This window comes from Nocardia sp. NPDC004722 (assembly GCF_053601505.1).
Genome location: NZ_JBSGBY010000207.1, coordinates 1 through 12,629, shown reverse-complemented (window position 1 = coordinate 12,629; position 12,629 = coordinate 1). Strand labels below are relative to the sequence as shown.

At 68.7% G+C, this 12,629-nt stretch carries 13 protein-coding genes; 8 read left to right on the top strand and 5 right to left on the bottom strand.

Annotated features, from left to right (window positions below; translation table 11 throughout):
- Window positions 1-22: 22 nt before the first annotated feature.
- Together ACWELQ_RS21060 and mptB are read right to left on the bottom strand one after the other, a co-directional pair.
- Entirely contained in the window at window positions 23-955 is a 933-nt protein-coding gene (locus ACWELQ_RS21060) for an ABC transporter ATP-binding protein (protein WP_452398742.1), read from the bottom strand.
- Window positions 952-2,634, bottom strand: coding sequence for a polyprenol phosphomannose-dependent alpha 1,6 mannosyltransferase MptB (mptB, locus tag ACWELQ_RS21055; RefSeq protein WP_452398741.1), 1,683 nt, complete (start codon window positions 2,632-2,634; stop codon window positions 952-954). The genes ACWELQ_RS21060 and mptB overlap by 4 nt, the downstream gene beginning before the upstream one ends.
- Before the next feature lie 163 nt (window positions 2,635-2,797).
- Here mptB and ACWELQ_RS21050 point away from each other — a divergent pair, with 163 nt between their 5' ends.
- Genes ACWELQ_RS21050 through ACWELQ_RS21030 form a run of 5 tightly spaced genes read left to right on the top strand, consistent with a single transcriptional unit; the run spans window position 2,798 to window position 7,399 of the window.
- A complete protein-coding gene (locus ACWELQ_RS21050) occupies window positions 2,798-4,951 on the top strand; it encodes an MMPL family transporter (protein ID WP_452398740.1) in 2,154 nt (717 codons plus the stop codon).
- 51 nt (window positions 4,952-5,002) lie between these two features.
- Window positions 5,003-5,272 (top strand): metal-sensitive transcriptional regulator, encoded by a 270-nt coding sequence (locus ACWELQ_RS21045; protein ID WP_452398739.1) that lies wholly within the window; start codon window positions 5,003-5,005, stop codon window positions 5,270-5,272.
- Between the two features lie 17 nt (window positions 5,273-5,289).
- Window positions 5,290-5,685 (top strand): DUF302 domain-containing protein, encoded by a 396-nt coding sequence (locus ACWELQ_RS21040; protein ID WP_452398738.1) that lies wholly within the window; start codon window positions 5,290-5,292, stop codon window positions 5,683-5,685.
- 59 nt (window positions 5,686-5,744) lie between these two features.
- Window positions 5,745-6,338 (top strand): TetR/AcrR family transcriptional regulator, encoded by a 594-nt coding sequence (locus ACWELQ_RS21035; RefSeq protein ID WP_452398737.1) that lies wholly within the window; start codon window positions 5,745-5,747, stop codon window positions 6,336-6,338.
- 41 nt (window positions 6,339-6,379) lie between these two features.
- The gene (locus tag ACWELQ_RS21030; RefSeq protein WP_452398736.1) at window positions 6,380-7,399 is read left to right on the top strand and encodes a zinc-dependent alcohol dehydrogenase; all 1,020 of its coding nucleotides are present in this window, start codon (window positions 6,380-6,382) and stop codon (window positions 7,397-7,399) included.
- A gap of 103 nt (window positions 7,400-7,502) precedes the next feature.
- Here ACWELQ_RS21030 and ACWELQ_RS21025 read toward each other — a convergent pair whose 3' ends face one another.
- Window positions 7,503-8,402 carry a sigma-70 family RNA polymerase sigma factor gene (locus tag ACWELQ_RS21025; RefSeq protein ID WP_452398735.1) on the bottom strand — a complete coding sequence of 300 codons (900 nt, stop codon included), beginning with the start codon at window positions 8,400-8,402 and terminating at the stop codon, window positions 7,503-7,505.
- Between the two features lie 29 nt (window positions 8,403-8,431).
- On the opposite strand from ACWELQ_RS21025, the gene ACWELQ_RS21020 reads away from it, so the two are divergent.
- From ACWELQ_RS21020 to ACWELQ_RS21010, 3 genes are all read left to right on the top strand, one after another.
- Window positions 8,432-8,884 carry a DoxX family protein gene (locus ACWELQ_RS21020; RefSeq protein WP_452398734.1) on the top strand — a complete coding sequence of 151 codons (453 nt, stop codon included), beginning with the start codon at window positions 8,432-8,434 and terminating at the stop codon, window positions 8,882-8,884.
- A gap of 3 nt (window positions 8,885-8,887) precedes the next feature.
- A complete protein-coding gene (locus ACWELQ_RS21015) occupies window positions 8,888-9,484 on the top strand; it encodes a peptide deformylase (protein WP_452398733.1) in 597 nt (198 codons plus the stop codon).
- A 91-nt stretch (window positions 9,485-9,575) separates the two neighbouring features.
- Window positions 9,576-10,892 (top strand): glycosyltransferase 87 family protein, encoded by a 1,317-nt coding sequence (locus tag ACWELQ_RS21010; protein ID WP_452398732.1) that lies wholly within the window; start codon window positions 9,576-9,578, stop codon window positions 10,890-10,892.
- Here the strand turns inward: ACWELQ_RS21010 and ACWELQ_RS21005 are convergent.
- A complete protein-coding gene (locus ACWELQ_RS21005; RefSeq protein ID WP_452398731.1) occupies window positions 10,798-11,805 on the bottom strand; it encodes an LLM class flavin-dependent oxidoreductase in 1,008 nt (335 codons plus the stop codon). The two genes, ACWELQ_RS21010 and ACWELQ_RS21005, sit on opposite strands and share 95 nt — an antisense overlap.
- 132 nt (window positions 11,806-11,937) lie before the next feature.
- The coding region (locus tag ACWELQ_RS21000) for an NADPH:quinone reductase (RefSeq protein WP_452398730.1) at window positions 11,938-12,629 on the bottom strand (692 nt) is incomplete at its 5' end.

Genomic DNA, 12,629 nt, shown 5'->3' with positions numbered 1-12,629 from the left:
GCGAATCGGTTCACGGTCTCGGTCACCCGCGCAACTCCCGTCCGGTCAGTTCCAGGAACACGTCTTCCAGTCGGCGCTGGTCGATGCGAATGTCGGTGGGCAGCACGTCGATTCGCGCGCACCAGGCGGTCATGGTGGCCAGCACCTGCGGGGTGATGTCGCCTTGCAGCAGGTAGGAGCCGGGCGCGGTCTCGCGCGGCGTGAACCCTTCCGGCAGTGCGGCTTCCAGCAGCGACAGGTCGAGTTTGGGTGGCGCGGTGAATGCCAGCCGTCCTTCGGCCCCGTGTGAGGTGACCTCGGCGGGCGTGCCCTGCGCGACCACGCGCCCGTGATCGATGATGACCAGCTGGTCGGCGAGCTGTTCGGCCTCGTCCATCATGTGCGTGGTGAGCAGCACGCTCACGCCGTCGCGGCGTAGCGCGTCGATGAGCTCCCACACCAGATGCCGTGCCTGCGCGTCCAATCCGGCGGTCGGCTCGTCGAGAAACACGATCTCGGGGCGGCCGACCAGCGCACAGGCCAGCGCCAGCCGCTGCTGCTGCCCGCCCGAGAGCCGCCGATAGGGCGTGCGCCGAGCGTCTTTGAGCCCGAGGGTGTCCAGCAGCCAGGCCGGGTCGAGGGGATTGGCGGAGTAGGAGGCGACGAGATCGAGCATCTCCCCGGCCTTGGAGCCGGGGTACGCGCCGCCGCCCTGCAACATCACGCCGATGCGCGGCCGCAGTTGATCGGAGTCGGCGATCGGGTCCAGGCCCAGCACCCGCACGCTCCCGGCGTCGGGGGTCACGAACCCCTCGCACATCTCGGTGGTGGTGGTCTTGCCCGCCCCGTTGGGGCCGAGCAGCGCCAGCACCTGCGCGCGTTCGATATCGAAGCTGATGCCGTCGACCGCGGTGGTCTCGCCGTAGCGTTTCACGACGCCGTCGACGTGTACGGCGGGTCCGGAGGCTGCGGTCACGATGAGACACCGTAGGGCGTGGGTCGCTGTGACGGAGCCGACACCCCCGGCTGATTGCGCCACGGCAGCACATTTCGGGTCAGGAAGATGAGGGTGAGGCCGACGATCACGGTGGCGATGGCGGATTCGACGATCTGGAAAACGTAGAAGTCGGCACCGCGCGGCATCACGATCATGCTCACCACGACGGACAGCACGACCGCCGGAACCCGGAAGGCCGGCCGGTTGGCCCAGGCGGCCAGCGGCACGATCGCCCACAGCAGATACCAGGGCTGCACCACCGGGAAGAACAGCACGATCGCGCCGAGCGAAACCCCCAGCGCGCCGATCGGATTCAGCCGTCCGGTCCAGGTGGCGATGAGCATGCGCACGGTGATGAACGCCGCGATCAGTTCCGCGATGGGCCGGGTGATGTCGAGCAGCGCGGTCGTGTGATCGCCCAATCCGAGCAACACGCCGCCGAATCCGGTGATGATCCCGATCGCGGTGGGCAGTGACAGGTAGCTGCGCACCGAGGTGGCGGCGCCGAGCGTATTCATCCACCCGAATCCGAGTCCGCTGGCACCGCTGATCAGCAAGGTGACGACCACGGCTATGCCGACGAGGACGGCCCCGGCTATCAGGACATCGCGTAATCGACCGCCCAGCCTTCGGGCCAGCGCCATACCCACGAACCCCAGCGACACCAGCGAAATAATCTTGATCGACGACGACAGCGTGATCACCACCGCGCCGAATACAAGCAGCGCCCAGGCTTTTCGATCGAACGGATGGATATCGTCGAGCGCCCGCATGCAGAATTCGACGCCCGCCACCATCAGCCCGAGCATGATCGCGTCATTGTGCACGCCGCCGACCAGGTGGAACAGCACCAGCGGATTGGCCGCCCCCAGCCACAGCGCGCTCACCGGCGCGACCCCGCAGCGTCGCGACAGTCGCGGCAGCGCCCACACGATCAACGCCACGCCCGCCAAGGCGAGCAGCCGATGCAGCCACACCCCGGCGATGATGTTGTCGCCCGCGATCGAGGAGATGCCGCGGCCCATCCACAGGAACAGCGGCCCGTAGGGCGCGGGCGTCTGCCGCCAGATATTGGGCACATTGTTGGTCAGCACATTGTCGAGCCCGAGCCCCTCGACCGGCCCGACCTTGTACGGGTCCAGCCCGCGCGCGGAGATCTCGCTCTGCGCCAGATAGGAATACACGTCGTTGCTGAACATGGGCGGCGCGACGCTGAGCGGGATGATCCACAGCAGCAGCGTGCGATCCATCTGCGAGCGCGTGAGCCGGTGGCGCGGATTGCCGCCCCAGCCGCCGATGGCGAAGCGGCCCAGCAGCAGCCAGGCCATCACCACCAGCACGGTCCCGATCATGCACATGGCCAGCGTCGAAGTGCCCGCGCGCGCGAAGAATCCGAGCACCCGCAGTCCGGAGGTCGGATTCTGGTGCACCGGTTGCGCGCCGACACCGAGCGCCGAAATGGCCATGATGACCGCGCCGGTCGCGCCCAGCAGCCGGATTCGCATCAGCTGCAGGGTTTCTCGCCGGTCCAGGCCCGGCACATCCTGATCCACGCTGTGCAGCACGGCGACGGTGTGGTCGGCAGCGGGGACGTCCAGGCCCAGGGCCCGGCGTCCTACTTCTATGACTCTGCGCCGTGCGCCTTCCACTACCGCCACAGCTGCGAAGCCTAGTCCGGGGGCGTGCCCGCGACGCCGATCGCATGGCCGTAGCGCGGGTTCGACGGTGTGCCCGATGGTTGCCGTGAGCCATTCCACATGGCCACAGATACCCCCAGGGGTATAGCCTTCAGATACCCCAGGGGGTATGGAAGGAAGTCAAATGCGAAGTACCACGGTCGGCGTCGCCGACGCCGCCGCGCACCCGGTCGCACCCGGCGGACTGCTGGGCAGGCTCGGAGCCTGGATGGTCGATCACGCCCGCTGGGTGTTCGGTTTCTGGTTGATCCTCTCGGTCGCCCTGGGTGCGGCCGCGCCCGCCGTGTTCAACTCCCTCGCGGGGGCGGGCTGGCAGGCCGACGGTTCGGAATCGGTGCGGGTGCGCGAACTCGCGCAAGAGCATTTCGGCGGGAACTCCGCGGCCGCCGTGCAGGTGGTGATCCACTCCGACACCGCGACCATGGACAGTCCCGCCGCGCAACGCCTGGTCACCGATATCAGCGCAATCCTGCGGGGCGACAGCCGATTCGGTGCGCTCGTCGCACCCACGCCGGGACAGTCGATCAGCCGCGACGGCCACACCGGCATCGTGCTGGCGGGCGCGAACGCGAGCACCGACGCCATGGTGGCCGCGGTGACCGATGTCGGCCCGCGACTACAGGCGCTGGGAACCGACGGATTCGAGGTCTATCCGACCGGGGCGTCGGCGCTGTGGAGCGACTTCAACAAGGCCAACCACGAGGCCATGATGAAGGCCGAGATGTTCTCCTGGCCGGTCACCCTGGCCATCATGGTGCTGGCCTTCGGCTCCCTCGTCGCGGCCGGACTGCCGCTGCTGCTGACGCTGACCGGTCTGATCGCCTCGGCGGGCGGCCTGGTGTTGCTGAACCATGTCACGCCGATCTCGGTCTGGGCCATGAACTTCGCGATGATGTTCGCCCTCGCGCTGGGCATCGACTACGCGCTGTTTGTGGTCTCGCGCTTCCGCGACGCCATTCGCGGCGACACCCCGCCACGCACGGCGGTCGCGGTCACCATGGCTACAGCCGGAAAGGCGGTGCTGCTCTCCGGCCTGACCGTGCTGGTCAGTCTGTCGGCGGTGCTGGTGGTGCCCGCGCCCGCGGTCCGGACCATGGCCGTCGGCATCATGTTCGCCGTCGCCTTCGTCCTGCTGGCGACCCTGACCCTGCTGCCCGCGGTGCTCGGCGCACTCGGCACCCGGGTGAACAAGGGTGCGTTGCCCTATGCCGCACGGCAGCAGCATCGTTCGCCGCTGTTCGCGGCATGGGGCAGGCTGCTGCACCGCCACCCGTGGCCGTTTGCCATCGGTTCGCTACTGGTTCTTGTCGGACTGGCCGCACCGGTGACGGGGCTCGAGGTCGCCATGCCTTCGATTCAGGTGGTGCCCGCCGATGCCGCCGTGCGGCAGGGTTACGAACTGGTCCAGCGCGAGTTCGGGCCGGGAGCGCCGGGCACGTTGCAGATCGTCGCTCCGGCCGCACAGGCTCAGGAGGCCGCGCGAATCGCCGCCTCGGACAGTCGAATCGCGATGGTCTCCCCACCGCAAGCCGCCGCCGACGGCAGCGACCTGGTCCTGATCCAGGCCACCCCGGCCGTCGACCCCTCCGATCCGGCGATGGGCGACCTCGTTCATTCACTGCGTTCCGCACTGCCGGGTGACGCCCTCGTGGGCGGTGCGGTCGCCGAAAACCTGGACTTGCAACAGGCTTTGAACGACTACCTGCCCCTGGTCGTCGGCATCATCCTGGTGCTCGGCTTCCTGCTCCTGCTGGTGGCCCTGCGCGCTCCGCTCATCGCCCTGCTCGGCGCGGGCGTCAGCCTGCTGTCCACCGCCGCCGCGTTCGGCGTCGCCAAGCTGATCTTCCAGGACGGTCACGGCGCTAGCCTGCTCGGCTTCACCCCGCAGGGCTTCCTGGACGGCTGGGGCCCGGTGTTCTTCTTCGCCATGATCTTCGCGATCGCCATGGACTACACGGTCTTCCTGCTGGCCACCGCGAAGGAACACTACGAGCGCTCGGGCGACCCGGCCGTCGCGCACATCGACGGCCTCGCCCACTCGGGCCGGGTGATCGCGGCCGCCGCGGCGGTCATGGTGGCGGTGTTCTTCACCTTCGCCCTGGCCGACCCGCTGCCGCCCAAGGAGATGGGCATCATCCTCGGCGTGGCCGTGCTGCTGGACGCGGTGCTCATCCGCCTGATCCTGCTGCCGGTGCTGCTGCGCCTGACCGGGCACGCCGCCTGGTGGTCGCCGGGCTGGCTGCGCAGGGTGCTGCCGGACGTCAGCTTTGGCCACTGACATACCCCTAGGGGTATAGTGAACTGCAATAACCCACGGAAGGAAGCCATCATGATCGGTGACGAAGACAGCATCGCCCAGGTCCTCAACCGCCTGCGCCGCGCCCACGGCCAGCTGGCCGGCGTCATTTCCATGATCGAGCAGGGCCGCGACTGCAAGGACGTTGTCACCCAGCTCGCGGCGGTCTCCCGCGCCATCGACCGCGCCGGTTTCAAGATCGTCGCCACCGGCCTGCGCGACTGCCTCAGCGGCGAGCAGGCCGAGAACTCCGAGCCGATGACCGTGGAGGAGCTCGAGAAGCTCTTCCTCGCCCTGGCCTGACCCGCGAAAGGAATGCCATGACCATGGCCCTGTCCGTCACCCTGCGCACCGATTTCGCCGATGCGGTGGCGCGCACCCGGAAAGCCCTGTCCGAGCAGGGTTTCGGGGTGCTCACCGAGATCGACGTGACCGCGACCATGAAGACGAAGCTGGACGCGGACATGGAGAACTACCTCATCCTGGGCGCTTGCAACCCGCCGCTGGCGCACGCCGCGCTCGGTGTGGACCGCCAGATCGGGATGCTGCTGCCGTGCAATGTGGTGGTGCGCAGCGACCCCGCGCAGGCGGGCACGGTCCTGGTCGAGGCGATGAATCCCGAGCTGATGGTGCAGGTCGCGGGTGATCCCGCGCTGCGCGAGGTCGCCGATGCCGCCGCGGCCAAGCTGCGCGCGGCGCTGACCACGCTCGGTTGATCCACTGCGCGAACACGATTCGCGCTGCCGCTGTCGGACCCCGCTCATACTCTGGATGGATGGTGTCCGATTCGAAACGGCGAATCGAGGTCGCCGCGGCCGGGCTACTCGCCCGGCACGGCTATCACGGATTCGGGCTGAAGAAGCTGAGTGAAGCGGCGGGGCTGCCGTATGGGTCGATCTACCACCACTTTCCGGGCGGGAAGGAGGAGATCGCGGTCTCGGCCATCACCGGCACCGGGGTGCTGGTGGGCCGCATGATCCGGCAGGCCCCCGGGGATGTGTTCGGCACGGCGGCGACCCTGTTCGATTTCATGGCAGCCAAACTCGCCGACACCGATTGGACCGACGGCTGTCCGGTCGGCACGCCCGCCCTCGATGGCGGCAGCGATGTCGAATCCGTGCGCACCGCCTGCGTTTCGGCCTTCGACGCGATGGCGCACGGGTTCGCGGAGATGCTCACCGAGCTGGGTATGGAGCCGGGGGAGGCGCGGGGGCTGGCCACCACGGTGGTCGCCGCCTACGAGGGCGCGACGATTCTGGCGCGGGTGCGCCGCAGTGACGAGCCGTTGCACACGGTCGCGGCGGCCATGGCCCGGCTGATCCGGCTGAGTCTCGCGGAAGTCGCTGCCGCCGAGGCCAATTCACCCTAGGGTGGGTTGACTAGAAAGAACGTTCTAGCAAGGATCGGAGGATGAAGCGACTCGTACTCGACGGACCGAACGCTCTGCACTGGGAGGACGCCGCCGAACCCGCCCTCGGCGGCCCGGAGCAGGCACTCGTCCGGCCGATCGCCGTGGCCACCTGCGATATCGATCCCGCCATCCTGCAAGGCAGATTCCCCTTGCCCGGGCCTTACGCCTTCGGTCACGAGGGCGTGGCCGAGGTCATCGCCGTCGGTGACGCGGTGACCGCGATACGCCCCGGCGACCGGGTCGTGGTCCCCTTCCAAATCTCCTGCGGCAGTTGCGATTCCTGTCGCCGCGGCCGCACCGGCAACTGCGCCAGCCACCCCCTCATGTCGAGTTACGGCCTGGGCCCGATGGGCGGCCTGGAGTGGGGCGGCTTCTGGTCGGATCTGGTCGTCGTCCCGCACGCGGACGCCATGCTCGTGCCGCTGCCGTCCGGTGTCGATCCCGCCACCGTGGCCAGTGCCAGTGACAATATCGCCGACGCCTACCGCACGGTGGCCCCGCATCTTTCGACCGATCCGGGCGCGGAGGTGCTCGTCCTCGGTGGCCAGGCCGCGGCCTCCATCGGCCTGTACGCGGCGGGCCTGGCGGTCGCTCTGGGCTCGGCGCGCACGGTGTATCTCGACACCGATCCCGAAAGACTGGCCCTCGCAGCGAAACTCGGTGCCGAACCGATCGAGGGCAAGCCGACCGAGCGAGTCGGGCGCTTCCCGGTCACGGTGGAAGCCGCGGGCGGCGCGAAGGCCCTGGTCGCCGCGATCCGCGCCACCGCCAACGACGGCTACTGCACCAGCGTCAGCGTCCAGACCCAGGACGTCGCGCTCCCGATGCTCGAAATGTATTCGCGCTGCTGCACTTTCCACACCGGCCGCGCGCATGCCCGCCCGACCATCCCGCACATCCTCGACCTGGTCGCCACCGGCCGCTTCGACCCCAGCCTGGTCACCACCCGCACCGTCGCCTGGGACGATTCCATCGACGCCCTCCTCGAAGGCCCTGTGAAACTCGTCGCCACCCGCTGAACCCGATCGCCCAGCGTTGAACGTCGCCGTGCGGCGCGCCCCGATGGCAGCATGGCGAAGCGACGTGCGCAGGTGGAGGCGGCGTCGCCGGCCGCGGAGACTGTCACCATGCGGTGAAGTCGGGGATCGTGACGGGTAGGTGTGCAAGCACTTCCGGGTCGGCGAGCACGTCGATGCGGAGGATCCGCTCACCGTCGACGGTGAACGCCATCACCGCGGGTGCCTCGCCGCGGGCTGCGACCAGTGCGCCGACCCGACCGTCCACGAGCACGACCGCGGCGAATTCGGCGCGGGTGGCGAACCCGGCCGCCAGCCGTGCAACCCGCGGCGCGCCCGCGACGGTGATCGCGGCGCGACCGGGCGCGGCGAACCGGTCCGCCGAGACCTCGACGTCCACGGACAGCAGTGCGAGCACCGCCGCGATGTCACCGGCGCGCACCGCTGCGAGGAAAGCTCGCACGATCCGGTGCTCGCGCAGCGTGTCCGGCCGCAGGTCGTCGGAGTCGGCGATCACTCGGTGCCGCGCCCGGCTGGCCAGCAGGCGGGCGGCGTTGGGGGAGCGGCGCAGGATCTCCGCGATCTCGTAGAACGGCACCTCGAACATGTCGTGCAGCACGAACGCCACGCGTTCGGCGGGGTGTAATCGATGCAGCAGCACCAGCACCGCGCGTTCCAGGTCCGCGCTCAGCACGGCCCGTTCTTCGGGGTCGCCGACGGTTGGGGCGTAGGGAAGTCGTTCGAGTACAACGGTTCCCAGCGGAAACTCGGGTCGTGTCCGACGTGTGCGCAGGACGTCGAGGCAGATGCGCGAGAGCGCGGTGGTCAGCCAGCCGTCGAGATTGCGGATGTCGTGCGGGTCGGTGCGGTGCCAGCGCAGCCAGGTCTCCTGCACCGCGTCCTCGGCCTCGCCGGAGGCGCCGAGCATTCGGAAGGCCAGGGCGGTGAGTCGTGCGCGCCGCCGTTCGAACTGTTCCGTCGCGGAACCCGAGTCGCTGTCTGACATATTTCGCGCCCGCCGAACGTCCCAGTGTCATGACTACTCACACCATCGTCACACGAATCGTTCCCGACCGCGTGGTCCTGTACTGGTCGGCGACCCTGCTGGTCGCGGCCGAACTGGTGGTCGGCGGCTGGTGGGACGTGGCCCGGCTCCCGATCGCCCGCGATGTCATCGTCCACCTGGGCTACCCCACCTACTTTCTGGTCATCCTCGGCACCTGGAAGTGGCTGGGCGCGCTCGCCCTGCTGGCCCCGCGTTTCCCCTTGGTGAAGGAATGGGCTTATGCCGGAACGTTCTTCGTCTACACCGGAGCCATCGCCTCGCACCTGACGACCGGATATATGCGCGGCGAGGTCGTGATCCTCACCGTCATGGCCCTGCTGACCGCGCTCTCCTGGGCCACCCGCCCACCGGACCGCCGCACCCGACCCGGCCAGCATCCGGACCCCGGCGGCAATCTCTCGGCACCTTTCTGGCAGAAATAGTGCATGGCTGTTCTACCGATCCTGATCTGTGGCGACCCTCGACTGAACACACCGGCCGTGCCCGTCACCGCATTCGACGCCGAGCTGGCGGGCTTCGTCGAGGACCTGTTCGAGACGAACACCGCCGCCCGCGGCGCGGGCCTGGCCGCCAACCAGATCGGCGATCCGCGTGCGGTTTTCGTCTACGATCTGCTGAATTCCGAAGGCCGTCAGCGCGGTTACGTCATCAATCCGGCGCTGGAGACCTCGGAGATCCCCGAGACGATGCCCGATCCGGACGACGACAGCGAAGGCTGCCTCTCGGTGCCGGGGGAGTGGTTCCCGACCGGGCGGGCCGATTGGGCGCGGGTCTCGGGCGTCGACATCCACAATCAGCCGGTTTCCGTGGAGGGCACCGGCTACCTGGCCCGCTGCCTGCAACACGAGACCGATCACCTGCTCGGCCACCTCTATCTGGACCGGCTCATCGGACGCAATCATCGCGCGGCGAAGCGGGCGATCAAGGCGCACGGCTGGACCGAACCCGGTCGCTCGTGGTTCCCGGGCCGCGATGTCGATCCCTTCCACGGGGAGAGGTCCTCGGACCCGTCCGCACGATAATCAGAAACACAAGCGCCTAAAATTCGGGGCGGGCGGCGGACCGTTCCCCTCACTACGGTGAGCCGGGCAACCGGAGCTCGAGGGGTACGTCATGCCGTTGCCGGAGATCGACGAGGCGGCGGCCGCGAATCAGGAGGCGTCGCAACGACGCTCGATTCCGCCGGTCGTGGTGTGGCTGGTCGCGGTGGCGGGGACCCTCGCCGGACTGCAATGGCTGGGCCAGGCGGTGATGAACCCGCGGGCGATGCTGCACCTGGAAGACCTCGACGCCTACCGCATCGCCGCCGACCGTGTGCTGCACGGGATCTCGGTGTACGACACCCCGCTGCATCCACAGGCGCGCAGCGGCTGGGACTTCGTCTACACCCCGTTCGCGGCCCTGCTGTTCGTGCCGCTGACGGCGCTGCACGGCGCGGTCTTCACCTGGTTCGGCGGCTTGGCGAACTTCGCGATGCTCACCGGCGCGGTGTGGGCATCCCTGTCGATCCTCGGCTACCGCCACGACCGCCGCCTGCTGATCGTGAGCCCCACCGCCGCGGGGCTGCTGCTGTTGTGCGAGCCGATCCGCTCGACCATGGCCTTCGGGCAGATCAACATCCTGCTCCTGCTGCTGGTGCTGGCCGATACCGCGCTGCCCGATTCCGCACGCGCCAAAGGTGTTTCGACCGGAATCGCGGCGGCCATCAAACTGACCCCGGCCTTCTTCCTCGTCTATCTGCTGCTGACCCGCCGCTACCGCGCGGCCGCCACCGCCACCGGCACCCTGCTGGCCACGATGGTGATCGGTCTGGCGGTGCTGCCACGTGATTCGCTCACCTTCTGGGGTGGCGCGTTCGCCGACTCCTCCCGCATCGGCGCACCCGAGACCCCGTACAACGAATCCCTGCGCGGCCTGCTCGCCCGCGCGCTCGGTGCGGGCGGCGCGATCCAGATCGTCTGGCTCGCAGCGGTTCTCGCCATTGCCGCGATCTGCCTGTGGCTGGCCCGCGAGCTCTCGGACTCCGGGCGTGAACTGCCCGCCGTGATCCTGTGCGGGTTGACCACCACCGTGGTCTCCCCGTTCAGCTGGATCCACCACTGGGTCTGGCTCGCACCACTGCTGATCTACCTGGCCCACCTCGCGACTCAGCACCGCTCACTCGCGTGGACCGTGACCGTCGCCGTGGTCTTCGTGCTCTGCTCGGGCGGCCTGTTCCTGCTCTTCGGCCTCCCGCGCGAGAGCGTCGTCGACCTCGCCGACCACGGCCCGTGGGCGCTGTTCGTCCACAACGCCTATGTGTGGCTGACCCTGGCGCTGTTCGCCGCGATCGCGTTCAGCCTGCGACGGATTCGCGGGCCGGGATGGCCGCTGCGGTCAGCTCCACCGACCGCACCCGATCCTCGATCCCCAGCGCGTGGTGCGCGGTGATCAACTCGTCGGCCCCCACCTCGGCGGCGAAATCTTCCAGGTACGACACCACTTCGGCGGACGTGCCGACCGCGGTGTAGGTGGTCATCTTGGCCAGGTGCTGCCCGTTGGGGGAGGCCAGGAACGCGTCGATCTCCTCGTCGGAGAACTCCATGTCCTTGGTTCCGCGCTGAATGAACCGGCGCGTGCGCTCGCGGTAGGAGACCGTCTTCTGCTCCTCGGCCACATCGTGATCCTCGGCGGCGAAGACGTTCACCCCCGCGATCACGTACGGCTCGGCCAGCTGCTGCGACGGCTTGAACCGGTCACGGTATTCGCGTACCGCCTGATACAGGGCGTCGGGCGCGAAGTGCGAGGCGAACGCGTACGGCAACCCCAGATGCGCGGCCAACTGCGCCCCGAACAGCGACGATCCCAGAATGTAGAGTGGCACAACACCTTCCGCCCGCGGCACCGCCTTCACCCCGGGAATCACCGAATCGCCGCTCAGATATCCCTGCAACTCCAGCACATCCTGCGGGAACGTGTCCGCCGACGTGTGATCGCGCCGCAGCGCCCGCATGGTCTCCTGGCTGCTGCCCGGCGCACGACCCAGCCCCAGGTCGATGCGCCCCGGATACAGCGACTCGAGTGTCCCGAACTGCTCGGCGATCACCAGCGGTGAGTGATTGGGCAGCATGATCCCGCCCGCCCCCAACCGGATCGACTCGGTCTGCCCGGCCACATACCCGATCAGCACACTCGTCGCGCTGGACGCGATCGACCCCATATTGTGGTGCTCGGCGTACCAAACCCGCTCGTATCCACTGCGTTCCGCCGCCCGCGCCAGCTCGACACTGTTGTGGAAGCTGTCGCGCGCGGTCTGGCCGGGCGCGATGGTGGCGAGATCGAGGACGGACAGTGCGACGGGCATGCTGGCACCGGCTTTCATGGATCGGCTGTCATGGTCTGAGGGGCGGGCGTGCTGACACCCGCCCTTCATGTAATTCGATCAGTGTCGAACTTATGCCCCGCGGACCCGCATCGGTTGGTGGCGACCGCCCGGCTACCGGAAATCCTCGACATGCTCGACGGACCACTCCCGGATATCGCGGGCCGGTCGCCCGGTGAACTCGGCGACCGTGTCGGTGATCAACTCCGAGCGCGGCCGGAATTCGGTCATCGACACCAGCGACTCGATCTGCCGCTCGGGCAGTCCGGCCGCCCTCATCGTCTCCCGGGCCACCTCGACCGGCAGCACCTCGAAGCGCAGCGACCGTCCCAGCGCGGCCCCGATCGCCGCGACCCGTTCCGCGCGCCCGATCACCTGCGGCCCGGTCACCAGGTAGGTGCGCCCGAGATGACCGGGTTCGGTGAGCACCCTGACCGCCACCGCCGCGACATCGCCCTCGTCCACCACCGCGCTCGGGGCCACCTCGGTCGCGCGCACCACGTCACCCGCCCGAACCTGCCGCGCCAAGCTCAGCGAGTTGGAGGCGAGGGCATCGGCCCGCACCACCGTCCACTCCGTCGTGGCCGCCGCGACCAGCGCCTCCATCTCCGCGTGCAGCAGCGGTATCAGATCCGATTGCGGCCCAGCGTCATTCACGGCGGTCGACGACAGATAAACCACTGTCCGCCCGGGTGCGGCCAGCGCATTCAATACCTCCACCGCTCCCTCGGTGTCGTGGAACGGCCACGCGGACAGCACCAGCACCGGCAGCCGCCACCAGTGCTCGAGCGAGCTGGGCACGATGG